This is a genomic window from Ruegeria meonggei (assembly GCF_042768335.1).
Taxonomy (GTDB): domain Bacteria; phylum Pseudomonadota; class Alphaproteobacteria; order Rhodobacterales; family Rhodobacteraceae; genus Ruegeria; species Ruegeria meonggei.
On the sequence record NZ_JAXHBT010000002.1, the window covers coordinates 372,405 to 396,394 of the forward strand.

The window sequence follows — 23,990 nt, forward strand, 5'->3', positions numbered from 1 at the left end:
GAAGGCATTGGAGGGGTCCGTATGAAATGGCGCCGAGTTCTTCCAACGATCCGCTTTGGCACCGAACGCTATCCAGAGAAGGTCGCGCGGCACCTCCGCGTGGTGAACGCGACTGCATTTGCGCTGGTGGCGATTTCTTTGGGATTTGTCGTCGCCCATATGATCAACCCCAATCCCGGCCTGTGGCCGCCATCGCTCGTCCATCTCGGCGCCGCGCTCGGTTTTAGCGCCGTCCCGTTAATGCATCGGTGGGGGCCATCGCTGGGAGCGTCCCTGCTTATCGCGGTCGGCTTGGCCGACATTTCAGGACTATGTCTGATCTTTGGAACCGGATCGGGTTTGCACTTCTGGGCCCTGCTGGTTCCGGCGCTTCTCATTCCGTTCTACGGAAAGATACGCCTCCCAGTTGCAGTCGCGCTGGTCGTGTTGGCCGCTACGGTCACGATCGTTTTGGAGGCCGTGACGCCGGTGAACACAGGGCTGCGGCCACCGCATCAGGTTTTCATTGCGAATTTCATTCCCTCTGTCGTACTGAGCTTTGCGATCCTGTTTTCGATCGTACTCTATGCGATCCGTCAGATTGCGCACGCCGAGGCGGCTGCTGAGCATGAGTTCGAGCGTTCCGAGGCATTGATCGCGAACATCCTACCTGTCAGTGTGGCTGCACGTCTCAAGGAGAGTGGCGGCGAAGTAATTGCCGACCGATACGATCAGGCCTCTGTCCTTTTTGCCGACATGGAGGGGTTCACCGCGCGGGCAAGCGACACGGAGCCGGAGGATCTCGTTCGATTCCTCAACGACGTCTTCAGCGATCTTGACACGCTCGTCGAGAAGCATGGCCTCGAGAAGATCAAAACCACCGGCGATGCTTACATGGTTGTGAGTGGCGTGCCCGAGCCGCGGCCAGACCAAGTTGAGGCACTCTCAGATCTCGCACTGGAGATGCGCGACGCGCTTGCTGACCTCGTTGATCCGAAAGGACGTGCGGTACCGTTTCGCATCGGTATCGCCAGCGGTCCGGTCGTCGCCGGAGTCGTAGGCAGGCAAAAGTTCTTCTACGACGTTTGGGGCGACGCAGTTAACATGGCGGCGCGAATGGAGCAAACCGGCGAGCCTGGTCAAATCCAGGTGACATCGGACGTTCATGAACGCCTCAAGAACCGGTTCATCTTCGTCGAACGCGGTTTGATAGAAGTTCGAGGCAAAGGCATGACACGCACCTGGTTGCTGAACGAGAGGAAGAGTGGATGAAAGGACAGGACGAGCGAACTACTGCAGCATCGGTCTTTGTCTAAAAGACCAAACTGTCATCGTGCCCGTTCTTGGCACGAGGCCAAGTTAGTCCCAAGGGCAACAATGGGCCGTTTGCGTAGTCAGATTCTTGCGGGGTAGGAGCCTTGCGGTACTTGCTCTGAGGTCTGCTGTGAGCCCTATTTCACCAATGCTGCTCATTGCATAGACGTCAGCCTCGGCATCTTGACCACCGAAGATGGGCATTTAGAGCAGCTAAACTGATGATTAGATGCTTACGCCAAACAGCCACCCGACGCCTGCCGTAACAGCCATTGCAAAGACGCCCCATCCGACAACACGCAAAACGGCGGGCAAAATAGGGGCGGCTCCTGCCTTGGCCCCCAACGCTCCGAGGATGGCCAATGCCAGGACAGTGATGGTCAGCACGGTTGGGATGACGGCAGACGCCGGCGCCAGATAAGCGGCAAGGACAGGGATAGCCGCCGCGATGCTAAAGGTTGCGCCTGATGCAAGTGCAGCCTGAAGCGGGTTCGCTACGTGTACCTCTGACAGGCCAAGTTCGTCCCGAACATGGGCGCCTAATGCATCTGCGTCAGTCAACTCACGCGCAACAACCTCAGCTGTTTCTGTGCTCAATCCCCGTTTCTCGTAGATGGCAACAAGCTCTCTGAACTCGTCTTCGGGCATTTCAGCAAGAGCGATCCGTTCGCGCTCGATATCGGCGCGCTCAGTATCGGACTGCGACGAGACGGAGACGTATTCTCCAGCGGCCATGGACAAGGCACCGGCAGCCAGACCGGCGACACCTGCAATCAGGACCGCGCTCGGGCCAGAGCCCGCCGCAGCAACGCCGACAACAAGCGAGGATACCGAGACGATGCCGTCATTGGCCCCCAGAACGGCAGCACGCAACCACCCGTTGCGTGTGACATAGTGAGGGTCGCCAGGATGTGCGCTCGGGTCTGTCAAGGTCTCTTTTCCTGCCCGGTGAAACGATCTTTCACTGCCGATTTTTGAATGGATTTGTTCATCAATGCGGAATCCAAGCTATTCTTGACGCTGATATTCCCGGCCAGTAGTTCTTCCACGAACAGGCTGATAAATTGCGCCCGCCCGTCGGTTGAGGATTTCGCGTAGACGCTGGTAGCTTGCGCGCGGACGGTGCCGGATGCTGTGTTTCGAACTTTCGCAATGGCTTGGTTGTCCAGGCCCTTCAGTATCATCAGAGCCACGTCCTTTTCCGCGTTGGTCAAGTTCCAATCTTCAAAAAATCCTTCGATGACCTTTGCCAGCTGTCCGTGGGCAATTTCTAAACCTGTTTGCATATCCGACATGCGCGAAAGTAACCCGCGTAATTCGATCATGAGAAAAACCACGCCCGCGATCAGCGCAACTGCTGCAACGGATTCAAGCAATAGGTGGGGATAACCGAATTTCCCGTCTTCGAGGAAGTCCTCGATCACATCGCCGATAAAAAAGAGCGCACATAGGGTCTGCAAAAGGATAAGGCCCGCAAGAACCGTTGCGCGCCTTTCCTTTGTTTTTGAAGGCCACAGCCTTGGTCTCATATCACATCGCGTCCTTCAGGGATGGTTTTGCGTCCATTTATCATGGCGCGGACGAGATTGACACCGGACCGCCGGGTATCAAAAGCAACACCAGCAACATGCAGCGCAACCGAGAACAGGAGCCAGTTGAAGACAGCTTCGTGGAGCTCTTCGACCCAATCGATACCGAAAAAGGTGATGGTCGTCATCATGAAGCCGGTCACGCCAATGGCGATGACGCTCAGCCAGATGTTGTAGACCATCAAAGCCCCGAGAGGGTTGTGCGACAGATGCACGCTCCTATCACCGGCCCGCATTGCCTTGATATGGCGCAGCGCGCGGGCGGGACTTGGCGGGAAAGCCGAAAAACGCGCGTGTTTCGGCCCTATATTGGCATGATTTGCCCTCCGATCCTCCCTCCAAGCCCAATCATCAGCACCGCGCTGACCGGGCAAGTGTACAAGCAGGGCCGAATACCTGTTTTGGGAAGCCAGCTAAATGGGCATCTTCTGCGCGCGCATTGGTCTGCAAGGAGCCCATTCTTTCAGTTGATGAAGTTTTCAGCGCCCAGCTCGATTGGCGAATATCGACCTTTCGCAGCGGCCCGTAGCCAGGTCAGCTCTGCGTGTGTGCTGCCCATTTACTCGGCGAGACGATCTGCGCCCGTTGAAAGAAGCCAATTGTTGTGCACCTAGAATTTCGGACCCATTCTCTCGATTGTTTTTTCAATCGCCCGTGAAAACATCTGCGAGGGTTGTCCGCCGATTGCGCGGGACACGGCCTCGGCCTCACGCCTTAGTGAGGTCACGATCTGTTGGCGGAGTCTGTCCGTTATCCTGTGGCACGGTGTGGCCACGGCGAGGGCGCCCTGAGCCAATCCGCTCTGGTCGAAAAAGGGAACCGCGATGCCGTAGACGTCCTCTTCGTTTTCTTCTTCGGATGTCGCATAACCCCGCTGTTGCACAATTGCGATGTTCTCGAGGACTTCTTCTGGATCGGTCATTGTGTAGATCGTCTGGGATTTCAACGGTGCCGACAATGTTCGGTCGCGCAGAGCCTGGGATCCGAATGCCAGCACCGCGACGCCTGATGCAGTGCTGTGCAAAGGCAGGATCTCGCCCGCGATCAGCGACACCCTCGTGCTGCGCGTGCTTTCGCAAATGCCGATTGTCGCAAGCGCCGGCCCCGAAATGATCGACGCGTGCGTGGTTTCGCCGACCTTCTGCATCAGCCGTTCGAGTGCTGGGCGCACGATCGAGGCAATGGGTGCGGTCGCTTCGCGAATCTGCGCCAGCCGCAGAATGCCCGCTCCCAGCGAATATGCACGCGTTCCTTCCTTTTGCTCCAGGAGCCCGGCATCGGTAAGGCTGCTCAACAGGCGATAGACCGAAGCTTTGTTGATCCCCGCGCGCCGGGTCAGTTCGGAAAGGCCCAGTTCGGGTTCTTCCTCGGAGAAAAACTCCAGAAGAGACAAAGCTTTGGCAACCGTGGACGACATCGCGCTTTTCCATTCCGACGAGGTTCCAGTTCAACCCTCAGCCTTAGGTCATTGACGCGGAAAATCGGTCGGTTTAAATTTATAACCACTGGTTATAATAAAGAACCAGCCAAGAAAATCAACATCCCGCGGCTTTGCGGTGACGTGAAAGGAGATTGGCGGTGTCGGAGATTGTCGAACGCAGGCGCGCATTGCTTGGACCGAATGTTTCGACCTTCTACGACGATCCGGTGCATATTGTCCGGGGGGAAGGTGTCTGGTTATGGGACGCGAGTGGCAGGCGGTATCTGGACTGCTACAACAACGTGCCACATGTGGGCCATTGCAACCCGCGCGTGGTCGAAGCGATCTGCAACCAGGCTGGCACGCTGAACACCCATACGCGATATCTGCACGAAGGCATCCTCGACTATACCGAGGCACTTGTTGATACGTTCACCGGCGATCTTCTTACCTCGATCCTGACCTGCTCGGGTTCAGAGGCCAATGACATCGCATTGCGCATGGCCGAGGCTATGACAGGCAAGCGCGGGATCATCGCAACGGACGCGACCTATCATGGAAACACTGCATTGGTCAGCCACCTGTCCAAAAGCAACATCCCTGAAGTAGGGTTTGGACTGGGCCAATATCTGCGCCACGTGGAAGCGCCCGACAGCTATCGGATCGACGATCCTGATGGGCAACGCTTTGCCGCGCATGTGCAGGAACAGATCAACGCGCTCGAAGTATCGGGCATTGGGTTTGCGGCGCTGATCGTCTGCCCGCTTTTCCTGAACGAAGGATTCCCGACCCAAGCTGAAGGCTGGTTGAAACCCGCGGCGGAGGCGGTGCGTAAGGCTGGCGGGCTTTTGATCTGTGACGAGGTGCAATCGGGCTTCGGCCGCTCGGGCAGCCATTTCTGGGCGCACCAGAAACAGGGCGTGGTGCCGGACGTGGTGACGCTGGGCAAACCCATGGGCAATGGTCATCCCGTCGCCGGTCTGGTCACCACGCCCGAGATCATGGCCCGGTTCCGCCATTCGTTTCGTTACTTCAACACGTTCGGAGGCAACCCGGTTTCCTGCGCCGCAGCTATGGCAGTGCTACAGGAACTGCGCGACAGGGACCTGCAGGCCAATGCCGCCAGGATCGGCAGTCTGGCGCATGAACGCCTGACCGCACTGGCTGAAAAATACGAATTCATTGGTGATGTCCGCCAAAGCGGCATGGTCTTTGGCGCAGAGTTTGTGCTTGACCGGGGCGCCAAGACCCCCGCCGGTGACTATGCTGACCGTGTGGTCAACACGATGCGGAGCCGGGGCATTCTGCTGTCAAAGCTGGGGCGGCATAAGAACACGCTGAAGATACGGCCTCCGATGCCCTTTGGCGAAGAGCATCTCGACTTGCTCATCGAAACGCTCTACTCGGTTTTGGCCGAAATTCCGGTCGCCCCGTGATGGACCCAGTCGAGAAAGCGCTGTGCCTTTGGGGCATCGATACCGCGCCTTACGATTTCGTGGCGGGCCGTGAAAACCGTGTCTACCGGGTGCGCACTGACGAGGGCGATTTTGCCTTGCGACTCAAACGTCCTGGCTATCGCAGCGAGGACGAACTCCTCTCAGAACTACAATGGCTGGACGCGATGGACCGGGCCGGGTTGCACGTGCCGCGGCCCCGCCAGTCGCTTTCCGGGAAGCTGTTGGAACAAGTAGAGGGACGTTATGCCGACCTGATCGGCTGGATGCATGGAACGCCCCTTGGCAAAGGCCAAGGCTCGCTCGAGCTTGACGATACCCCGTTGGTGTTTCGGCGGCTGGGGCGGGTTCTGGCACAATTGCACGAAGCTTGTGATGCTTGGGAGTACCCGCCGGGCTTCGCCCGCTGCTCCTGGGATGCGGACGGGTTGTTGGGGGATAACCCGGTCTGGGGGCGTTTCTGGGAGAATCCGACCCTTGATCCCGAAACAGGCGCCTTGCTGGGGCGGTTCCGGGATCGCGCGCGGCAGGCTCTGGAGCGGTGCGCCGATGAGCTCGATTACGGTCTGATCCATGCTGATCCGCTGCGGGAAAACGTGCTTGTCGATGGGGGGGAAATCAAACTTCTCGATTTTGACGACGGCGGGTTCGGCTTTCGCCTCTTCGACATTGCCACCGCGCTTCTGCGCAACATGGATGAACCGGACTACCCCACGCTGAAAGCCGCGCTGCTGGAAGGGTATTGCGAGGTTCGGTCGCTAGATGACAGGCTACTGGATTTGTTCCTTGCCCTGCGGGCGGTCACTTACGTGGGCTGGATAGTTCCGCGCATGGGTGAAGCCGGAGCAGAGGAGAGAAACGCGCGGTTTAGCGCACGCGCGGGTAAGCTCTGCACGTCCTATCTATTGGAAACGCGTCCAGTCTGAAGGCGAAAGACCTGGTCAAACCGAGCATACTCAGAGTGAATGGAACCGGACATTCGCACTGGTGAAGCCCAGGGTCAGCTTTGGGCCGCGAGCGCACGTAGTTTTAGATTGGAGAAGCTGCGCGCTCTGTGATTGGGGGAGAGGAGCCCGGACGTAATTCCTCTTCGAAAGCACCAAACTGAGTCAACTCTCCGCTATCGCTGAAGAGGAGTGCTCGATATGGGCCGCAGGGATTTCCCGCGCCACCATCACTGTCGGAATTGACCGTTTCCTCATTGAACACTTGCATGTCAGTTTTCTCCCGAAATCACTCAAGCCTCAAAGCATTGTATCAACTGTGTCCTGAGTCTAAATCTTTTGCTCCTCGATCAGTGATCTGGTGGGTTAGAAATTTCAGGGTGATAGACGCAATCGGCCAAAGTGCTCCGATTGAGGTCAGATAGGAAGGATACCTCGGCTTGGGCCAATCGCGCCTTCAGACGGCAGTGCGGTGTCAGCGTACAGGCAGCACCACCTGGCGAAAAACACTCGACCAATACCTGGCCAGTTTCGAGAAAAGCCACAACATCGCCAAGCCGTATCTCCTCGGGCGGGCGGGCCAACATAGCACCGCCGCTGCCCCCGCGCCTGGTCTCGAGATAGCCCGCTCCGGAAAGCGCGGAAATCACTTTGGCGAGGTGATTGCGTGACACTTGGAACTCAGCAGCGAGTTCGCCGGTTGTCATGGCACTATCGGGTGCCCCGGCCAAGCGCATCAAAACGCGCAGCCCATAATCAGTGAATGAAGTGAGGCGCAAGGTCGCGATCCCGTTTTGGTATTTGCAATGCGTATTAACCGGGCGTAATCGGCAAATCAAATACCAATTCGATTTCGTCTAGACGAATCGAACCCGAAAGGATCGGACATGAGACAGGTTGCCGTCGTCGCGACACAAAAGGAAATAGGCACTCAGGTCGGGCCTATTCTGATCCGGTGTCACAAGACGTTTCGAGCAGACCATGCGTCAGGGGCACCCTTGGCGGTGCAGGTCGAACAGAGGCTGGACCGATGATAAGACTGGCGAGTGTTTCGGTTCAGGGGCGAGGTGCTACAGATCAATTGCTTTCCGCCGTGGTCGCGCGTTTGCAGGCTGAGGGGATCCGGGTTGGTGGTGCCCTGCGTCGGCAAGAAACACAGGGCGAGACGTCTATTTGCAACAACGATCTGTGGCTTTTGCCTGATGGCCCGATCGCCCGTATCACGCAAGATCTTGGTGTTGGTTCAACAGCCTGCCGGATGGATGCAGGAGCATTGGAAGAGGCGGCGGGGACGGCGACCGCGCGGTTGATCGCGGGCGGGATCGACCTGATCGTGCTGAACAAGTTCGGGGTGAGCGAGGCGGAAGGGCGCGGTTTTCGCGCTCTGATCGTCGAGGCCCAGTCTCGCAACGTGCCGGTATTGATTGGTGTATCTGCTGCGCATCGGGCGGCTTTCGAACGCTTCGCAGGCGACATGGCAACGGAGCTATCACCCAAAGAGAGCGCAATTCTGACCTGGTGCCTGACAGCAGCCAAACCCACTGCGTCACCCGTCGTGGAGGCATGAATGGACGATCCGACAACTCAGGCGCCGACTGTCGCGCTGATCAATCACATCTGGACCCGCTACCATGACACACACCGGCAAGAGTTGCCTGGCCTGATAGCGCTGGCCAGCAAAGTCGAGACGACCCACGCGACCGATCCAAACACACCGCACGGATTGACCGATGCGCTTAAGGTGATGTTCGCAGAACTCGAGGATCACATGCGCGATGAAGAGGAAACCGTCTTCACTGCCTTGCAAACCGGCCACCCGACTTTCGCGGCCAGGGCCGTCCCCGGTTTACGCAAGGCCCATGATGATCACCAGGCTGAGTTGAATCGCATTGCAGCGATCACTCACGGTTTTCGAACTCCCGCACTACGCTTGCCAGAGCTGGCGACGCCTCTATGTCGGGCTCGGCAAGCTGGTCGAGGATCTCGACGAGCACATGTATCTCGAAAACGAGGTGCTTTTCCCGCGCATCGAGTCACGGGCATGAGTTACAAAATCACTTTTTCCTCTTCGCCCGAAGCCAGTCCGTTGATGCGCTATTACAAGTCAGCCCCACACCCGGTGCCAATCTGCATCGCACCAATGGCAGTGAACTTGCCGACCATCTTTTCGCAACCCCATGACATCTCGATAGGCTTGATTGTGGCACAGCCCAACCAGTCCGCAGAAAGGGAGGCCTGAGAAATGACAGCCAATACCGACTCGGGTCATCGCCCGCGCTTGATGGGGCAGCGCCCGGTGGCGTGGTTGTCTGCAGCAATTGTGCAGCCGATCCTGTCGCGGGTTGTGCGGCGTATCGCGGAACGCCACCCGTCGCTCTTTGCCCGGCTCGGCTCGCACCAAACAACTGATTACATCATTGATCCGGTTGAGCTGCCCTTTGCGTTGCATCTTAGACCTGATCCGCATGCGTTGATCTTCCGTGCTGTGCCGCGCGATCTTGCGCCTGTTGCCGGGGCAGCGATCCGTGGCCGTTTCATGCTGTTGCTGGAATTGATGGATTCAGAGGAAGACGGTGACGCAGCCTTCTTCTCGCGCGATCTGCAGGTGACCGGCGATACCGAAGCTGTAGTGCGCCTGCGAAACGCGCTCGACGACGTTGATGGCTCCATTGCCGAAGAAACTGCCGACATGTTCGGCGCACCGGGCCGCGCGATCCTGGCGCGCCTGCGCCGTTCCTACCCCACAACCTGAAAGGATACCGACCAATCATGAGCCTTGCCGAATTGATCTGCCCCGCCGGGACGCCCGCTGCCCTTCGCACCGCCGTCGATGCAGGTGCCGACGCCGTCTATTGCGGCTTCCAGGACGCCACCAACGCCCGCAACTTTCCGGGTCTGAATTTCACGTCGGAAGAACTGGCCGAGTCCGTTGCGTACGCTCATGCAAAGGGCGCCAAGGTTCTGCTGGCTCTCAACACTTATCCGCCAGCGGGCAAGGTCGACCTCTGGCGTCAGGCCGCCGATACCGGTGCGCGGTTTGGCGTCGATGCGTTCATCGTTGCCGATATGGGTGTTGCCGACTACATCGCCAGAACCCATCCTGGCACCCGGTTACATTTGTCAGTGCAGGCCGCAGCCTCCAGCCCAGAGGCCATCCGTTATTATTGCGAGAATTTCGGAGTGAAACGCGTTGTCCTGCCACGTATCCTGACAATCCCTGAGATTCGCCAGATCCGCAAGGAAATCCCCTGCGAGATCGAAACCTTCATCTTTGGCAACCACGGTCTGATGGTAGAAGGACGGTGCAGCCTGACCAACTATCTGACCGGGCAATCGACGAATATGGATGGTGTCTGTTCTCCGGCCTCGGATGTGGAATATGCTCGCCACGAGGACGGGTCGATGTCTTCTCAACTTGCCGGATTCACTATCGACTGTTTCGAACCGAACGAAAAGGCGGGCTATCCCACGATCTGCAAAGGTCGCTATTCCGCGCCGCACCGGCCTGAGGGCTACTACGCCTTTGAGGAGCCCATCAGCCTTAATCTTTCGCGCCTGTTGCCCGAGCTGATTGAGGCGGGCGTTCATGCCTTCAAGATCGAAGGGCGGCAGCGGTCGAAAAGTTATGTGCGCAATGTTGTGAAAGCCTTTCGCGCGGCGGTGGATGACATTCGCGCCGGGCGAGAGGCGAATATCGCCGACCTTGTCGCATTGACCGAAGGGCAGAAACAGACACAGGGCGCCTTTGAGACAAAGAAATGGCGGTGACGAACATGGCAAAACTGACACTGGGTCCGATAGCTTATCATTGGACGGCCGAGCGGCGGCGAGATTTCTACGCCCGCATCGCGGATGAGGCGCCCGTCGATGAGGTGTATCTGGGTGAGGTAATCTGCTCAAAACGCGCCCCTTTCCAGGAGGTTGAACTACCAACAATCATCGAACGGTTGGAGCGCGCGGGCAAACGGGTTGTCTTGTCCTCGCTTTCCGAAGTGATGTTGAAACGCGAGCGAAAGGCGACCGAGGATCTGGCCACGCTGGGAAGTCACGAGATCGAGATCAACAACGCCGCAGGACTATATACGCGCGGAAAACGCCCCCATCGCATCGGCCCCTTCATGAATGCCTATAACGAGGCCACGATCAGATGGATGGCCGACCAAGGCGCGACCCATGTCGCCCTGCCCACCGAGCTACCCGCCCCCGCCATTGCCACAGCGACGCGGGCTGCACGTGATCTGGGACTGGGCGTCGAGGTACAGGTATTCGGTCGCGCCTCGCTGGCCGTCTCGGCCCGATGCTACCATGCTCGCGCACATGGCCGCACCAAGGACAATTGCCAATTTATCTGCGAAGACGATGCCGACGGGATGCCTCTGACCACCAGTGACGATCAACCAATCCTGCGGGTGAACGGTATCCAGACCCAGTCGGAAAGCTATATCGACCTCATGCCGGAAGTGACAAGGCTTGTTGGTGACGGAGTCACCCATTTGCGCCTGATGCCACAGGCGGTGGATATGGTAGCCGTTGCGCAGGTCTACCGTCGCGCATTGGACGGCAGCATCGATCTGTCCGAGGCGGAAGCCGTGCTGTGTCAGATTTGCGGCGGGACTCCGTTCAGCAACGGCTTCTTCTACGGCGAGGCCGGATATCGCCGTATCGCCGTTGCCAATCCGGCGTGATCGCGCAGCGGGAGCAATCCAATTGTGGCACCGTATCGACCAATGTTTCTGGCTGGCGCGACCTGGGCAATCGCCGGTGTCGGCATGGTCGGCTGGGACACAGGGCTTGACCTGACGCTTTCGCCGCTTGGAAACCGGTGGGCTTGGCACGGACATGAGATGGTGTTTGGCTTCGCCGCAGCCATGTTCGCCGGCTATACGCTGACCGCGATGCCAAGCTGGTCCAAAGGTGCTCGTATGTCTCACCGAGCTGTAGTGTTCCTAGTGGCTCTTTGGGTCGTTGCACGGTTGACCGCGGCAGGCGCATTTGGGACCGACCCCGCTCTGGTCGCAGCAGGAACTGGAGCCTTTATGGGCTTTGTTACGCTGACACTCGCGCTCGTGGCTTTGCGATCCCCATCCTCGAAAAGTGTGGGATTTGCGCTGTTTGCGCTGACGATGACCGGCGTGCAGATTGCAGCGCTGCGGGGTGGCAACATGCCGTTCATCCCGGTTATGGGCTTTGCGGTCCTTCTGTCGATCGTGGGCGGCCGTATGGTTGCGGGTTTCACCTGGAACAATTTGAATTGCATCCCGCCTCGCGAGCGACGCTTCAGATTGGCGCGGCTTTGCGGATATCCCTCTGTTATAGCTATCCTCGTGGCGCTCTTGCTGGAAACGCTTGGGGCCACATCCGAATGGGTCTGCGCAAGTCTGGCGGTTGCCGCTGCAGCCGAAACGGCTCGACTGGCGCTCTGGTTGTCCAAAGATACACTCGAAGACGGTTTGTTGCGCATGCTGAATCTGGCTTACTTTTGGTTGCCTTTGGGGTTCTTGCTAGTAGCGCTAAGTAAAGCGAATGTGTGGATGCTACCCGACAGCGCCGCCCTGCATTCGCTTACCGCTGGGGCAATGGCGTGTTCGATCTATGCCGTGGCCTCGCGTGCTGTGGCCCGCCGCGCTGATCGATTGCAACCGGCTATGATCGATCAAGTCGGCTTCGCGCTTTTGTGGATGGCGGCTATTTTGCGGGTATTCGCCGCGACCGATACGATAGGGCACGTCGCCATACCCCTTATCTGGTGCATCGCCTGGGCTTCTTTCATAGTGCGGCATGGCACGGCCCTGTTCCGCCCGACACCCCAACCTGTATTCAGTGGTCCGAAACGGCCTACCGGTCGCAAATCCGATGTCGAATTTCCAATACCTCGACCGTCGGATCATCGCGCAGCGTCATCAACAAGCGCCTCATCCGCGCGACTGGCTGGTCCGTCCGGACCGCAGCGAAAGTGAGGTTACGGTTTGGGTCAACTCTACGCCTTTGAACGTCCGATTTGGCGAAATGTGCTGCATCGCAAAGGTAGGTATGCCGCAAGTACGAGCAGATGCTGCGCCAGCAATTGTAGCGCAAGCAAAAGGCGGCAAAGTCCGCGATTTGCCAATTCGATCTGGTTTGGATTTTGCACTTGCGGCGAATGGCAGCTTCAACGGGCCGCAGCGCGGCATCGCAAACCGTCGGACAATGTCCGAAATGGGCCGGGATGCGGTATGCCAATGGAGCGGGTGCCGTTCCGTGTGCCAAGGGATTTGAGCGGGGCCTTTATGTTGACATATCCGCGACATGCAGGCGGTGCGCACCGAAAGCGAACTGATGCAGGGCGGCTCATGACCGCCCGCTTGACACATATCATGACACTTGCCCGCGGTATCGGTCACATGACCCAACATCACATCGCAGGCGCGAAAACGGAAAGGAAATGACATGACCACCCCGACACTCGACCGCCGCCTCTTTCTTGCTGGCCTCGGTGCCTCCGGCATCACTCTGGCCGCGCCGGCCCTGGCAACCGCCAAGCCGCGGGTAGAGGTCCTTAAGGACCCAAACTGCGGGTGTTGCGGCACCTGGATTGACATCATGCAGCGCGAAGGGTTCGAGATGGAGGTTCAGAACGCCGCCTGGGAGACCTTGTCGCAATACAAGGCCACCAAGGGTGTCCCGGAGGAGGTGGCCTCCTGTCACACCGGCCTGGTTGAAGGCTACGTCATCGAGGGCCATGTGCCGCCAACCGATATCCGTCGTCTCCTGGCTGAACGCCCCGATGCGATCGGTCTGACCGTGCCAGGCATGCCTTACGGCTCACCCGGTATGGGGCCGGAGAGTGAACGCGAGGCCTATTCGGTTTTCCTGATCCGCAAGGATGGCACTACGGACGTGTTCAGTCACTACACTGCGGCCTGATCGGCGGCCTCCAAACTAATGATATCACAGCAGGGATTTTGCCCCCTTTTGGAATTTCGGGGTGTCAGCAGCTAAACCTGTTGTTGCTCAATATTTTCTTGCTTTGGAATCTCCGGTGAAACCATGGAGTATTACCGCCGTGGGTTCATCTTAAGAACTATCGGTGGTCTTGTGCAGTTTGCAGTTGAGAAAGCATAGGGCAGGAAACGTTTCCGCTGTCGCAGTTTGCTGTGAGTTCATTCAGTGCGGCTTCCAGACGTCGAAGTTCGCTTACTTTGTCGCGCACGCTGGAAATATGGAGCTCAGCCATTTCTTTTACGGATTGGCAGTCTTCACCGCCGCCCTCGGACAGATCAAGGAGTGTTTTTGCATCTGCGAGCGGGAACCCCAGATCGCGGCACTTCCTCAGAAAGCGAAGTCTGCCAACGTCATAAGCCGAGTAGAGGCGACGATTGTTGGGAGCCCGCTCGGGTTTTGGGACAATTCCTTCTCGTTCATAGTAGCGGATCGCTTCGATCCCAACGCCGCTTTGCCGGGAGGCCTCTCCAATCGCAATCATGTGAAGCTTTCCTTCTTGATCCTGTAGTGACTACAGAAGTTATACGGTTATGAGTCATAACTGCAACGCAAACCACGGCTGCCATTGGAGGGACGGAGTGCAGAATTATCTTGGCCTCAGTTACATTGGATCGTTGTCGGCCCTGGGTGTGGCAACCTGCTGCGTCTTACCTATGGCTATGATGCTGCTGGGGTTGGGCGGCAGTTGGCTCGCTGTCTTTGGCAAAATTGCAGCGGCAAGTTTCTATGTGCTGACCATTTCTACTGCGTTGGTTGTGGTATCGTGGTTGATATCTCATCGACGTGGGTCGATGGCGCGACTGAAATGGTGGCTTGTCGGAAGCACAGCAATGACGGGCTTGGCATGGGCAATTTTGTTCAACGAAGCCCGGATCAACGATTACCTAATCATGCAGATGTAAGACTATGACAGAACAAACCGTCGTGCAGGAAAGCACATTGACATGTCCAGAATGCGGACACAAAGAAACTGAGAAGATGCCGACTGACGCTTGCCAGTGGTTCTACGAATGCAAGTCGTGCAAGACAGTGTTAAAGCCACTCGAAGGTGACTGCTGCGTATACTGCTCCTACGCCACCGTACCGTGCCCGCCCATTCAACTGGGTGATAGTTGTTGCGGATAGATTGAGCAGTTTTGGCAGCTTCTGCCGCCTTTCGAATCTCGAAAATGCTACGCGACCTAGCAAGGCTTTGTTCGAAGGTCTATTTGTCGGTGTCCGGCTTGGATGAGATGGACGAAGATCGCTTCCGATGGCTGCGGGCGTCAAGCGCACCTCCACTTGCCGGGCCGAGAAAGGGTTGAATCAACATCCGGTCGAGCCAGAGTTCGCGGCGCGTCCGAAACTGCTTGATGCCGACCACCATACCCTTGTGCCCCTTCGCGGGTTGGGCGACGTAGGTTCCCAACAGCCGATCCCACCAGGGTAGATTAAAGCCGAAGTTCGAGTTGGTTTCGCGTGGATCAATGGAATGGTGCACTCGGTGCATGTCCGGGGTGACGATGATCCATCTGAGGAAACGATCTACCGGCCGCGGAAGATCAATGTTGGCGTGATTGAAAAGCGCGGTCGCGTTCAGGATGACCTCGAACAAGAGCACGGCGACAGCGGGGGGACCCAAGGCCACAACGACCGCCAGCTTGATCCCCATCGAGATGAGGATTTCTACCGGGTGGAACCGCAAGCCTGTGGTCGCGTCGAAATCAAGATCGGCGTGATGCATCCGGTGCAGCCGCCAAAGCCCCGGCACGGCGTGGAACATCACGTGCTGAAGATAGATCGCAAGATCGAAAAGCAGCATCGAGACCACGATGGCAACCCAAATCGGCGCATCGATGTTGTTGAAGAGCCCCCATCCGCGCTCCTCGGCAATGGCTGCGAGACCAACCGCGAGGATCGGAAAGGTCAGCCGCAGGATTGCGGTGTCGAGCACAACGAGCGCAAGATTGTTTGTCCATCGTACAACGCGTGGTATTTCCCGTCGCCGTCGGGGTGCTGCAACTTCCCATAGCGCCATGACCGCCAGAATGCCAAGAAAGGCAACAAGGCGGATGGTCGGCTCAGCTGCAAGGATGGTGTCGGACATGGAGCGTGTCTTTCCGGGTTGTCGGTCGCGGCGGGTCTGCCATCATTTCTCAGTGACGATTGTTCCTTTGTAAAAAAATAGCAGATACTCACATGAAATCATCTGAGGGCAGCTTTATCCAGCACCCAACTGCCTACAAACAACTGCTGCTGTTCATTGAGCAGGTTTGACAGATGCTCCCCGGTCTGAGACGCTCCCAACATTCGCAATGGAGGTTCTAACAATGGACCAGCATACTTTCTGATCCCGCCGCGCACTGACCTTGATTGGCAAAATGCGCATTGAAACGCTCCTGCGGAGGACTTTGACAATGGACATACGACGCTAGCCCATCTTGGGCGTTCGCAGTCGAGCATCTGCGCGACTTCAGCTTCCTTTTGTCATGAGGTGCATCATGCCCTTCAAACCACCAAAATCCACCTTCGGGCGGACCCTTCCCGCTTTGGAGGACACACCGAAATCCGCTAAGATAGTGAAGGCCAATGCCAAGCCGCAGCGCGATATGCGTGTGAAGACACCACCGCGTGCGGCCAAACGGATGAACATGCCCGGAAAAGCGGGCAGTCGTTAGAGACTGGTGCGGGGCGTGTTGTGTGCCCCGCGCTTCTAATCCGGATGGTCCAAAGCGCCTCATACACTCCACGCTTCGCCGAACACCGGCACGAACTGTTTTTCAGACATCGTCATTCCTCTATGGAGCGACAATCGACTCGCTTGGTGAAGTGGCTCGCTTTGCGACGGCATTGCTCTCAAGAATTTCGCAAGACCCGGGGCCTCGAAGGTGATCCGTACCAGACATCAGACCAGCGGTAATCGAACCCAGGTATCCAAGCGACAGAATTGTAACCGCCACCCATACCCGCTTCGACCGGGACCGAAGACCGATCAGCATGGCGAGGGCTAGACCCAAACCGATCTCGAAGATCAGGAAGTACTGGCCGTAGTGGCGTGGATCCCAATAGGACACCGGCGAGCGGAAGATCCAATTTGTGAACGGCATCCATTGCGCGCGCGCATCTTCATGGTGCAGCAGGAAGTCAGCCCCGACATGCAAAAGCGCGGAGCTGGCGAATATCATCACGATCAAAGCTACTCTACGTGGCAACAAACCAGGTACGAGCAGACCGACGACGCTCAGAGTGTTGAGTGCGAGATATGCGGGGATCGAGTTCAGCAGAATTTGAAGCGTCGTCCATGGCTGTTCCCAATAACGATAGTGGAACACTTCGCATCCGCTGGCCCCCCGCAACCGCTCAATGACAAACATCGCCCACACGTCAGTATCCGGCACTAGCGCGCCAATCAGGCCTGCCAGCGCGACTGTACGGTTCCCCGGCCTGGCGAAGACAGCAGCCCCGACCAGAAGATGGGTTTGGGTGAACACTATCACCTCCACTACTTGACATCCAGGTTGTCATATTCAATTATGACACCCAAGTTGTCAATTGGAAGCTCGGAGCCTTGTATGACGAAAAGACAAGAAGAGCTTGTCGCGCTGATCAGAGAAATCCGGAACGGGTTCAACCGGCTCAAATCCGTCGCCGAAATTCTGCACAGTGATCTGGAAATCAACCCGTCGATGCGGGCGGTCCTTCAGGCGCTGGTTATCAGGGCACCGCAAACGGTTCCTGAAATCGCCAAGGCAAAAGGTGTTTCGCGTCAACATGTCCAAAAGAACATGAACGCCTTGCTGGAGAAGCGTCTTATCCAAGCGCAAGGTAATCCGGATCACAAGCGGTCGGGACTCTACCTTCCCACACCCGCGGGCAAAAAGCTCTTTGCAGAGATTCAAACCCGGGAAGAAGCACCGATGGCCGAGTTGGCTGAGGCCCTGGCCACGTATGACGTCGCTGCTTCTGTTCACCTGCTGGCCCGCCTCAATGAAACGATCGAAACTATGATGGAGAAGGGAATCTGACATGGCACAGCAATCGAAACGGCACGGGAAGACCTTCGGGATCGCCGTTTTCGCGCTACTGGTCTGGGGTGTCGTTGCCCTTTGGTCCTGGAATGCCTTCGCGGTGGAGCTTCTGAGTCTTCCTGAGATGGCGTATCGCCATGCGATTGCCTTCGGTATTCTCGTCCTTTCGGCTGGTGCATTGCTGGCGATGCCTCTGTGGATTTTTCGGGCAGGCAACACCCAGTGTCTCTGAAGTCGAAGATCGTAGCGCAGTTCGGTCATCCATCGGGCCCGTTTGGTGCTCTGGCCGGCCGGATCATGGCGGCGCGGAAGTCGAACCGCTTTCGAAATGAAATAACCGTCGAGATAATGGACCTTCGCCCTCACAGCCAGGTGCTTGAGATCGGTTGTGGCCCCGGCCTCGCCCTGTCGCGATGCGCCTCTATCGTGACGTCTGGCCGGGTGGTCGGTCTTGATCATTCCGGAGTGATGATCCGTCAGGCCCGAAATCGACTGCGCAGACAGGGCGTCGCAGATCGAGTTGATTTGTTAGAAGGGGGGATCGACCTGCTCACCGCTTGGCCGGAGACATTCGACCGCGTTTACTCGCTGAATGTCATCCAGTTTCAAAGCGACAAATCCGGTTTTTTTCGTGCCCTGTTTGATGCTCTGGCACCGGGCGGGCTCTGTCTGACCACATATCAACCACGGCTTGACGCGGATGGCTCCGCGGCCGCACGCCGCATGATCGCCGGCATTGAGGACGCGCTCCATGCTGTCGGGTACGAGAACGTGAGAGAAATCAAAATCATTGGCGGTGCCGCTCCGGCGACATGTGTCGTTGGCCAAAAAAATGATCCTCACCAAAGCTAACGCGCAACAAGCCAAAGGAAATTGATGTTTAAGGCACGAAACGGAGTTTTGAAGGCGACTTGCGACAGACCTGTCGCGGTTTGGAGAAATATCCGACCCGGCCTCCGCAATTAAACACGGATGGCTGATACAGTTGATTTGATGACGAATACCGCAGATTACACCTCGAAATCGCAACCCAGTTTTGATCCGACGATCAATCCGGTTCCTGCAATTCGACATCCATCCAGTGGTTCACCAATGCCACTTCCGCAAATTCACCGAGATCAGGGTGATCGGCGAAATAATGCAAAACCCGTGCCACTACTTCCTCTTGAACTGGTGTTAAAAGGCTGAACTTGGACTTCCTGAATTCGTGCAGCATTTCCTTTGACGTACCGGGATCCAGCGCCAGAAGAATGCTTTCATTGGCATATTCCGGGCTGTCCGAATTGCGAAGCGTCCAAATCAGATAAGCGGGCAAGTAGTATTGAAATGCCTTTGCGCTGAAAGCTGTAGGGGCAGCGTATCCGTGAATGATCATCTGATCGGTCATCTCCGGCCACCTGACGCCTCCGTAAAATTCAAGGATATCCACATCGTCCATGCAGTCGGGATGTAAAAGTTCATCATCGAGAGGAGTGTCAAGCCCGCCAAATGCAGCGCTGATCAGGGTTATGAGCGCTTTTGTTGTTTTAGAGTCCTTTGACATGGCCAAATTCTAGTATGGTTTACGTCCTGAAATCGAGCGCTTTGGCCGCGAGCCGAATTTGAGTGAGTGCCATGGATTCCAAACATAGTCTTTTTACGGACATCCATCAGGTGTTCCACGATGCCTCTATCTACACACTTAAACTAACTTCACCCGACCCGGACAATGATGACTGGACTCTGTTGCAAAATTTGAAGCTGACCGAACACTCTTGGCGAATGCAACGAAACTAGGCAGTCAACTCAGCGAATTGTTTGAACGGACAGAGTCCGGGCGTAAATTGGCCTTTATGGATCATGTGTGACACTTCGATAACCAGGCTGCCATCGGTGCCTCCAAGGTGAAACTCACCACTTCCGCATGATGGATGGGTTTCAGTCCTCTTTTCTGAGGCGCTCTGCCATCTCAGAAAACCCGCGTAGTTCGGCGTGTTCGAGTGGCGTGGTTCCGTTCCGATCGGCAAGTGATCTGTCAGCACCCGCTGCCAACAACGCATCCAGAACTGCAAGATGATCCGGGCCGCCGTCACCAAGCACAACGGCTTCGATAACGGCTGTCCAGTGCAGATTGTTCACATGGTCCAAAGGCGCGCCAGCGGCAATCAGCCGTCTTACAATCTCGACATGACCGAGATGCGCGGCTGCAATAAGAGCCGTTCCTTCATAAGGGCTGGTCGTTAGGCCGGGATCGTTGCCCAACTCGATAGCGAGCGTCATCAGTTCTGGATCATTTGCCACGGCCGCAATCGTGACCACGTCGTAGGCCTGGCCTTCAAGCGCATTCATGTCGGCACCGGCATCAGCGAGTGCACGCAACGCCTCGTCCTCTGAAGCAAAGGCGGCCACATGGGCTGGTGTGCGGCCTCGCGAATCCCGCCCGTTGACGCTTGCCCCTGCCGCAACGAGTTGCCGGATCATTTCTTCGTTGCCGGTGTGAGCGGCTGCGAAGAGACCGTCGTATTGCGCGACCTCATCAACCGAAGGCGGTGTCTGCGCCGTGCCTGCGCTGGCAGTAAGACCTGTTACGAGTGAAAATAGTAAAAGACGAAACATAGCTAATCCTCTTACCTGCATATTGGTCAGGCAAGTGTGATAATAACAGCGGACCTATTCGATGTCCTTTTCCATTCAGGATCGGAATCCTTTCCTACGAACGGATCTCGCAAAGTCATTGGACAGGCGAGCTGAATTGACCGACAATCGCGTCATGGAACCGACAGAAACCACTCCTGTCCACCTGATCCACGTGGACCCAGACGTCAATATGGCGCGGTTCTATGGGATAGAGTTGCAGCCGACGCTGTTTGGGGAAGTTTCCGTGCTTCGTACCTGGGGGAGTATCGGAACAAATGGGCAAGCTATGATGGTGACGTACGACGACGAAGCCCAGGCAGCTGATGCGCTCGATAAACTCGAAAGGCAGAAACGCCGTCGAGGTTATGTGCCGGTCGGTAAGTAATCCAAGGCAGCTATTCCAGTATTGTACTGGGCTTTTGAGTTGGCATCGGGTCTGACTTTCACCTTGCATGGTTCTTGAAAACTTCGGTCGGTACTCTGTTTCCTTGGCAAATCCCGAGCCTATCAGCTCGTGACCGGGCGCTAGGTTCCAGCCGGCTGGCCGGCTTCCAGCCAGAACCCCACGATTTGATCTCCCTGCCTCATTTCAGCACTTCCAGCAATTGGTGAAACTGTTTTGCATAAATGCGCGTTCGAGCGCAGCGAGAGGCAGCGCTTTTATGCACAACCGGTGCTGGAAGTGCCTTAGCCCCTGCGCCGTCTCAGCCGAGCCGGCGCCTGGTCTTTGTGCCATGGTCGCTCCAACCCGCGGTGATCTGCCGATTCCGGTAACGCTCCCTTTTGCGCGCCGGATCAAAGATCCTTTGCCATTCCTTGCTTGTGTCAGGCGGGATTTGGACAAGCCAAACGCCCCCTGACGTCAGGGGTAAGGCGCAGCCTTCCCCCTCGGGCAATCCCATTAGACAGGCCGTGTCCTCGGCTGCGCCTGCGGGCCGCACCACCCCTGTCGAATAACATTGCCTCGCCCCCATCCGCGTTCGCCACGTGGCAGGTTTTAGAGACGACGCCCTTTCAGGGCTTTGCTCAAAACCAGCACCAATCGGGGATCAGCCTCAAAGGGTGCGCCACAAAGGAGACACGAGCTTTGGAAACAGAAACTTCAAATGACATCGAGACCGACACAGACAAGCAAGCCGCAGTGATTGCCGCGCAGAACGACCTGTTCCGTAAAGCGCTCATCGACCCGCTTGCTGCCATCGAGATGCAGAACAAAGGTATTCGGGGCCAGGTTCTTGTAACCCCCGGCGTTTCCGGTGAGGACGTTGAGTTTCAGGCGGCGGCGCTGGCAGCGGTGGCCAATGATACGCAGTTCACCGAGGGCAATGATCCATACGGCGATCACACATTTGGAACGGTGACAGTCAATGACCAGAAGCTGTTCTGGAAGATCGATCTCTATGACGTGAATTTCAAATACGGGTCGGAGCGTCCCTTTGATCCAGAGGTAACGCAACGGGTGCTGACCATCATGTGCCCCAGTGAATACTGATCCCGATCCCAAATCAGAAAGGAGGTGATGACATGAACCCATACACGCTCGCGCGTCAACGTCAGTTGGCATGGAAGAACCTCAAGAAGGGCGGCCTCTCCACCAAGATCGCCCGCGCCTTCTTGAAAACTCACGCAGCCGCCTAAGCGGCTCCGCTCTACCCCGTCAGGGGTAGGGCACCCCTACCACAAAACTTCACTTTGAGCCAAGGACTAGCCCAATGAGCAAACTTGAAACATTCACCGCACCGGAAACCATCGAAACTGTTGCCCTGTGTGATCTGTACCTGTCAGACATCAACCCACGTCAGGATGTAGCCGAGGAAGGCATCGCCCTGCTGGCTGATAGCCTCGTCATGTGCGGCCTGATCCAGAACCTCAGCGGTTTGCGTGATGCAGACGGCAAGATTGCTATCGTCGCAGGTGGTCGTCGTCTGCGGGCTCTGAATATCGCCGTGACCGAGCGGGGTGATCTGGCGCAGGTGCCAGTCAGGATCACCGACAACCCGTTTGTGGCCGAGCAATGGGCCAATGCCGAAAACACCGCTCGCGAAGAACTGGACGTGATTGATGAGGTTCGCGCCTATGGCAAGATGGCAGAGAAATCCCTGTCTGTTGCCAAGATCAGCAATGCATTTGGCGTGACCGAGGGCCATGTGCGCCGCCGCCTTGCGCTGGCCGGACTGCCCGATCCGGTTCTGGACGCGGTGAAAGCCGGGGACATCAGCCAAGGCATTGCCAAGGCAATGACTGTCAGTACTGAGCAAGAAAAGATTCTGGACGTACTGGAGCAGGCCAAGGCTAGCCGGTGGTTCAGCGAGTATGATGTGAAAGCTGCGCTGACGTCGGAAGCGATTGGCAGCGATAACCGCAAAGCCGTTTTTGTCGGTCAGGAGGCTTACGTTGCAGCTGGCGGCACAATCACCACTGATCTGTTCGAGAATGAGGTCCTGTTCAACGAGGGTGAATTTCTCGAAACGCTGTTTGCTGAAAAGCTGGCAGCAGAAGCGGCAAAGCTGCGCGAAGACGAAGGCTGGGAATGGGTTGAGACATGCGACGAGAGTTACATTCCTTATGGGTATACGGACGCGCAAAACTTGCAGCGGCTGGAAAAGACCCGTCTGGTTTACACCGAACAGCAGGCCGAGCGCTTTGACGAACTGGACGCGCTGCTACAGAACGACGCCTTGGACGAAGAGGGACAAGCTGAACTGGCGGCATTGAGAAGCCACACGGTGCCATTCTATTCCAACGAACAGCGCAAGTTTGCGGGTGTTGTCGTCTATGTTGACAGCAACGGCGCGGTTAGCACGTCATCGGCCTACGTTGCTGCTGAACATGTCGCGGCGGCTGTTGAGGCTGGTGTGTTGGCCCCCGTCGAAGTTTCGAAAACTAAACAGGAAGCCAAACCGGCATTCTCGCAGAAGTTCATTGACGACATGGTTGCGATCCGGCTGGCGGCTGTACAAACCGCCATGCTCGACAAGTCTGAGTATGTGCTGAGCCTGTTTGCTTTCTATGCAACCCCGGCCTCCGGTCATACCACCAGCCTGTTTGGGTTTGGCTATGGCGGGGCAGAACGGAACACGCCCGAGATTAATGACCAATTCAATCTTGATCCGCGCCTTGGCGGTGAGCGGGATGAAGCAGCAGAGGAAGCTTATGACAAGTTTCAGGACATGGCCGGTAAAGGCAGTGTCGAAGCCTTCAAAGCGTTCCGCGATCTGGGCAAGAAGACCCGCAATGGTGAAATCACCGCATTCCTCGCGCGGCGCTTCCTGTCCCAACGGTCCGACTTCATGGCGGATATCATGGCAGAGATTGGCGCGGACATGCGCGCGATCTGGACGCCATCTGCACCCAACTGTTTCAAGCGGTTGAAAGGCTGGCAGCTTGACGACCTCTACAAAGACCTTCTGGACCTGCATTTCGATACCGACATGTACCGGGTATTCTCAAAATCGAAAAAGGGCGAAAAAACTGAGGCGATGCACAAGCTGTTCAATGATCCGGAGCATCAGGCGGCACTGGGCGTGACCGAGGCGCAGAACGCCCGCATCGACGCTTGGGTTCCCGCGTGTTTCTGAAACCAACAGGGCAGGGCGCATTGCGCCCTGTCTCCCAGCCGATTGTTGCCTTGGTCGAAAATTGCGTTGAATATCCTTTTTTGAATAGCTTGAATATTCGTTTTGGGA

General features: G+C 56.9%; 29 protein-coding genes. 19 read left to right on the forward strand and 10 right to left on the reverse strand.

Translation table 11 applies throughout. The features are described from left to right. Window positions 1–21: 21 nt before the first annotated feature. Entirely contained in the window at window positions 22–1,251 is a 1,230-nt protein-coding gene (locus tag SJY13_RS21770; protein ID WP_377194276.1) for an adenylate/guanylate cyclase domain-containing protein, read from the forward strand. A gap of 267 nt (window positions 1,252–1,518) precedes the next feature. Here SJY13_RS21770 and SJY13_RS21775 read toward each other — a convergent pair whose 3' ends face one another. The 4 genes from SJY13_RS21775 to SJY13_RS21790 all read right to left on the reverse strand — a co-directional run bounded on the left by SJY13_RS21775 (window position 1,519) and on the right by SJY13_RS21790 (window position 4,299). Continuing rightward, on the reverse strand, window positions 1,519–2,223 hold the full coding sequence (locus SJY13_RS21775) for a VIT1/CCC1 transporter family protein (protein ID WP_377194278.1): 705 nt from the start codon (window positions 2,221–2,223) through the stop codon (window positions 1,519–1,521). Further along, window positions 2,220–2,822: a helix-turn-helix transcriptional regulator gene (locus tag SJY13_RS21780; RefSeq protein WP_377194280.1), complete on the reverse strand. Its 603-nt coding sequence runs from the start codon at window positions 2,820–2,822 to the stop codon at window positions 2,220–2,222. The genes SJY13_RS21775 and SJY13_RS21780 overlap by 4 nt, the downstream gene beginning before the upstream one ends. Then, window positions 2,819–3,256, reverse strand: coding sequence for a cytochrome b/b6 domain-containing protein (locus tag SJY13_RS21785; RefSeq protein ID WP_377194282.1), 438 nt, complete (start codon window positions 3,254–3,256; stop codon window positions 2,819–2,821). The genes SJY13_RS21780 and SJY13_RS21785 overlap by 4 nt, the downstream gene beginning before the upstream one ends. A 236-nt stretch (window positions 3,257–3,492) precedes the next feature. Then, the gene (locus SJY13_RS21790) at window positions 3,493–4,299 is read right to left on the reverse strand and encodes an IclR family transcriptional regulator (protein WP_377194284.1); all 807 of its coding nucleotides are present in this window, start codon (window positions 4,297–4,299) and stop codon (window positions 3,493–3,495) included. A gap of 161 nt (window positions 4,300–4,460) precedes the next feature. On the opposite strand from SJY13_RS21790, the gene SJY13_RS21795 reads away from it, so the two are divergent. Both SJY13_RS21795 and SJY13_RS21800 read left to right on the forward strand, forming a co-directional pair. Beyond that, window positions 4,461–5,738, forward strand: a complete 1,278-nt coding sequence (locus SJY13_RS21795; RefSeq protein WP_377194286.1) for an aspartate aminotransferase family protein — start codon at window positions 4,461–4,463, stop codon at window positions 5,736–5,738. Beyond that, window positions 5,738–6,682, forward strand: a complete 945-nt coding sequence (locus SJY13_RS21800) for a phosphotransferase enzyme family protein (protein WP_377194288.1) — start codon at window positions 5,738–5,740, stop codon at window positions 6,680–6,682. The genes SJY13_RS21795 and SJY13_RS21800 overlap by 1 nt, the downstream gene beginning before the upstream one ends. 368 nt (window positions 6,683–7,050) lie before the next feature. On the opposite strand, the gene SJY13_RS21805 is transcribed toward SJY13_RS21800, so the two are convergent. Next, entirely contained in the window at window positions 7,051–7,479 is a 429-nt protein-coding gene (locus SJY13_RS21805) for an Rrf2 family transcriptional regulator (protein ID WP_377194290.1), read from the reverse strand. 251 nt (window positions 7,480–7,730) lie between these two features. On the opposite strand from SJY13_RS21805, the gene SJY13_RS21810 reads away from it, so the two are divergent. From SJY13_RS21810 to SJY13_RS21840, 7 genes are all read left to right on the forward strand, one after another. Beyond that, window positions 7,731–8,267, forward strand: a complete 537-nt coding sequence (locus tag SJY13_RS21810; RefSeq protein WP_377194292.1) for a DUF2478 domain-containing protein — start codon at window positions 7,731–7,733, stop codon at window positions 8,265–8,267. After that, window positions 8,268–8,939, forward strand: coding sequence for a hemerythrin domain-containing protein (locus SJY13_RS21815; protein WP_377194294.1), 672 nt, complete (start codon window positions 8,268–8,270; stop codon window positions 8,937–8,939). It begins immediately after the preceding gene. A 3-nt stretch (window positions 8,940–8,942) separates the two neighbouring features. Continuing rightward, a complete protein-coding gene (ubiT, locus tag SJY13_RS21820) occupies window positions 8,943–9,452 on the forward strand; it encodes a ubiquinone anaerobic biosynthesis accessory factor UbiT (protein ID WP_377194296.1) in 510 nt (169 codons plus the stop codon). A gap of 17 nt (window positions 9,453–9,469) precedes the next feature. Further along, a complete protein-coding gene (gene ubiU / locus SJY13_RS21825; protein ID WP_377194298.1) occupies window positions 9,470–10,468 on the forward strand; it encodes a ubiquinone anaerobic biosynthesis protein UbiU in 999 nt (332 codons plus the stop codon). Between the two features lie 5 nt (window positions 10,469–10,473). Then, a complete protein-coding gene (gene ubiV, locus SJY13_RS21830) occupies window positions 10,474–11,385 on the forward strand; it encodes a ubiquinone anaerobic biosynthesis protein UbiV (RefSeq protein ID WP_377194300.1) in 912 nt (303 codons plus the stop codon). 24 nt (window positions 11,386–11,409) lie between these two features. Continuing rightward, window positions 11,410–12,657: an NnrS family protein gene (locus SJY13_RS21835; protein ID WP_377194302.1), complete on the forward strand. Its 1,248-nt coding sequence runs from the start codon at window positions 11,410–11,412 to the stop codon at window positions 12,655–12,657. A 469-nt stretch (window positions 12,658–13,126) separates the two neighbouring features. Continuing rightward, window positions 13,127–13,603 carry a DUF411 domain-containing protein gene (locus tag SJY13_RS21840; RefSeq protein WP_377194304.1) on the forward strand — a complete coding sequence of 159 codons (477 nt, stop codon included), beginning with the start codon at window positions 13,127–13,129 and terminating at the stop codon, window positions 13,601–13,603. Window positions 13,604–13,760: 157 nt separating this feature from the next. Here the strand turns inward: SJY13_RS21840 and SJY13_RS21845 are convergent, their stop codons facing one another. Next, window positions 13,761–14,162, reverse strand: a complete 402-nt coding sequence (locus SJY13_RS21845) for a MerR family transcriptional regulator (RefSeq protein WP_377194306.1) — start codon at window positions 14,160–14,162, stop codon at window positions 13,761–13,763. 97 nt (window positions 14,163–14,259) lie between these two features. Here SJY13_RS21845 and SJY13_RS21850 point away from each other — a divergent pair, with 97 nt between their 5' ends. Continuing rightward, window positions 14,260–14,583: a hypothetical protein gene (locus tag SJY13_RS21850; RefSeq protein WP_377194308.1), complete on the forward strand. Its 324-nt coding sequence runs from the start codon at window positions 14,260–14,262 to the stop codon at window positions 14,581–14,583. 4 nt (window positions 14,584–14,587) lie between these two features. Continuing rightward, entirely contained in the window at window positions 14,588–14,806 is a 219-nt protein-coding gene (locus tag SJY13_RS21855; RefSeq protein ID WP_377194310.1) for a GDCCVxC domain-containing (seleno)protein, read from the forward strand. A 79-nt stretch (window positions 14,807–14,885) separates the two neighbouring features. Here the strand turns inward: SJY13_RS21855 and SJY13_RS21860 are convergent, their stop codons facing one another. Then, window positions 14,886–15,767, reverse strand: a complete 882-nt coding sequence (locus tag SJY13_RS21860; protein ID WP_377194312.1) for a sterol desaturase family protein — start codon at window positions 15,765–15,767, stop codon at window positions 14,886–14,888. A 394-nt stretch (window positions 15,768–16,161) separates the two neighbouring features. On the opposite strand from SJY13_RS21860, the gene SJY13_RS21865 reads away from it, so the two are divergent. After that, complete coding sequence (locus SJY13_RS21865) at window positions 16,162–16,338, forward strand: hypothetical protein (RefSeq protein ID WP_377194314.1); 177 nt, start codon at window positions 16,162–16,164, stop codon at window positions 16,336–16,338. Between the two features lie 120 nt (window positions 16,339–16,458). On the opposite strand, the gene SJY13_RS21870 is transcribed toward SJY13_RS21865, so the two are convergent. Then, window positions 16,459–17,151, reverse strand: a complete 693-nt coding sequence (locus tag SJY13_RS21870) for a hypothetical protein (RefSeq protein ID WP_377194316.1) — start codon at window positions 17,149–17,151, stop codon at window positions 16,459–16,461. A gap of 81 nt (window positions 17,152–17,232) precedes the next feature. Here SJY13_RS21870 and SJY13_RS21875 point away from each other — a divergent pair, with 81 nt between their 5' ends. The 3 genes from SJY13_RS21875 to SJY13_RS21885 are packed head-to-tail and all read left to right on the forward strand — an operon-like array spanning window position 17,233 to window position 18,540. Then, window positions 17,233–17,685, forward strand: coding sequence for a MarR family winged helix-turn-helix transcriptional regulator (locus SJY13_RS21875; protein ID WP_377194318.1), 453 nt, complete (start codon window positions 17,233–17,235; stop codon window positions 17,683–17,685). A gap of 1 nt (window position 17,686) precedes the next feature. After that, window positions 17,687–17,920, forward strand: coding sequence for a hypothetical protein (locus SJY13_RS21880; protein WP_377194320.1), 234 nt, complete (start codon window positions 17,687–17,689; stop codon window positions 17,918–17,920). Next, window positions 17,911–18,540 (forward strand): class I SAM-dependent methyltransferase, encoded by a 630-nt coding sequence (locus SJY13_RS21885; RefSeq protein WP_377194322.1) that lies wholly within the window; start codon window positions 17,911–17,913, stop codon window positions 18,538–18,540. The genes SJY13_RS21880 and SJY13_RS21885 overlap by 10 nt, the downstream gene beginning before the upstream one ends. A gap of 196 nt (window positions 18,541–18,736) precedes the next feature. On the opposite strand, the gene SJY13_RS21890 is transcribed toward SJY13_RS21885, so the two are convergent. Then, entirely contained in the window at window positions 18,737–19,231 is a 495-nt protein-coding gene (locus SJY13_RS21890) for a DUF6714 family protein (protein ID WP_377194324.1), read from the reverse strand. Between the two features lie 374 nt (window positions 19,232–19,605). Beyond that, window positions 19,606–20,283, reverse strand: a complete 678-nt coding sequence (locus tag SJY13_RS21895) for an ankyrin repeat domain-containing protein (RefSeq protein WP_377194326.1) — start codon at window positions 20,281–20,283, stop codon at window positions 19,606–19,608. 136 nt (window positions 20,284–20,419) lie between these two features. Here SJY13_RS21895 and SJY13_RS21900 point away from each other — a divergent pair, with 136 nt between their 5' ends. From SJY13_RS21900 to SJY13_RS21910, 3 genes are all read left to right on the forward strand, one after another. Next, the gene (locus SJY13_RS21900) at window positions 20,420–20,689 is read left to right on the forward strand and encodes a WGR domain-containing protein (protein ID WP_377194328.1); all 270 of its coding nucleotides are present in this window, start codon (window positions 20,420–20,422) and stop codon (window positions 20,687–20,689) included. Window positions 20,690–21,391: 702 nt separating this feature from the next. Next, window positions 21,392–21,796, forward strand: coding sequence for a DUF3768 domain-containing protein (locus SJY13_RS21905; protein WP_377194330.1), 405 nt, complete (start codon window positions 21,392–21,394; stop codon window positions 21,794–21,796). 220 nt (window positions 21,797–22,016) lie between these two features. Then, window positions 22,017–23,882 carry a ParB/RepB/Spo0J family partition protein gene (locus SJY13_RS21910; RefSeq protein WP_377194332.1) on the forward strand — a complete coding sequence of 622 codons (1,866 nt, stop codon included), beginning with the start codon at window positions 22,017–22,019 and terminating at the stop codon, window positions 23,880–23,882. The last annotated feature ends 108 nt before the right edge of the window (window positions 23,883–23,990 follow it).

What these genes read in the sequence shown, in the direction of transcription:
- SJY13_RS21770 (WP_377194276.1), top strand. Translation starts at nt 22, where the DNA reads ATGAAATGGCGCCGAGTTCTTCCAACGATCCGCTTTGGCACCGAACGC.
- SJY13_RS21780 (WP_377194280.1), bottom strand. Translation starts at nt 2,822, where the DNA reads ATGAGACCAAGGCTGTGGCCTTCAAAAACAAAGGAAAGGCGCGCAACG.
- SJY13_RS21790 (WP_377194284.1), bottom strand. Translation starts at nt 4,299, where the DNA reads ATGTCGTCCACGGTTGCCAAAGCTTTGTCTCTTCTGGAGTTTTTCTCC.
- SJY13_RS21800 (WP_377194288.1), top strand. Translation starts at nt 5,738, where the DNA reads ATGGACCCAGTCGAGAAAGCGCTGTGCCTTTGGGGCATCGATACCGCG.
- SJY13_RS21810 (WP_377194292.1), top strand. Translation starts at nt 7,731, where the DNA reads ATGATAAGACTGGCGAGTGTTTCGGTTCAGGGGCGAGGTGCTACAGAT.
- SJY13_RS21815 (WP_377194294.1), top strand. Translation starts at nt 8,268, where the DNA reads ATGGACGATCCGACAACTCAGGCGCCGACTGTCGCGCTGATCAATCAC.
- ubiT (WP_377194296.1), top strand. Translation starts at nt 8,943, where the DNA reads ATGACAGCCAATACCGACTCGGGTCATCGCCCGCGCTTGATGGGGCAG.
- ubiU (WP_377194298.1), top strand. Translation starts at nt 9,470, where the DNA reads ATGAGCCTTGCCGAATTGATCTGCCCCGCCGGGACGCCCGCTGCCCTT.
- ubiV (WP_377194300.1), top strand. Translation starts at nt 10,474, where the DNA reads ATGGCAAAACTGACACTGGGTCCGATAGCTTATCATTGGACGGCCGAG.
- SJY13_RS21840 (WP_377194304.1), top strand. Translation starts at nt 13,127, where the DNA reads ATGACCACCCCGACACTCGACCGCCGCCTCTTTCTTGCTGGCCTCGGT.
- SJY13_RS21845 (WP_377194306.1), bottom strand. Translation starts at nt 14,162, where the DNA reads ATGATTGCGATTGGAGAGGCCTCCCGGCAAAGCGGCGTTGGGATCGAA.
- SJY13_RS21855 (WP_377194310.1), top strand. Translation starts at nt 14,588, where the DNA reads ATGACAGAACAAACCGTCGTGCAGGAAAGCACATTGACATGTCCAGAA.
- SJY13_RS21860 (WP_377194312.1), bottom strand. Translation starts at nt 15,767, where the DNA reads ATGTCCGACACCATCCTTGCAGCTGAGCCGACCATCCGCCTTGTTGCC.
- SJY13_RS21865 (WP_377194314.1), top strand. Translation starts at nt 16,162, where the DNA reads ATGCCCTTCAAACCACCAAAATCCACCTTCGGGCGGACCCTTCCCGCT.
- SJY13_RS21875 (WP_377194318.1), top strand. Translation starts at nt 17,233, where the DNA reads ATGACGAAAAGACAAGAAGAGCTTGTCGCGCTGATCAGAGAAATCCGG.
- SJY13_RS21880 (WP_377194320.1), top strand. Translation starts at nt 17,687, where the DNA reads ATGGCACAGCAATCGAAACGGCACGGGAAGACCTTCGGGATCGCCGTT.
- SJY13_RS21890 (WP_377194324.1), bottom strand. Translation starts at nt 19,231, where the DNA reads ATGTCAAAGGACTCTAAAACAACAAAAGCGCTCATAACCCTGATCAGC.
- SJY13_RS21895 (WP_377194326.1), bottom strand. Translation starts at nt 20,283, where the DNA reads ATGTTTCGTCTTTTACTATTTTCACTCGTAACAGGTCTTACTGCCAGC.
- SJY13_RS21910 (WP_377194332.1), top strand. Translation starts at nt 22,017, where the DNA reads ATGAGCAAACTTGAAACATTCACCGCACCGGAAACCATCGAAACTGTT.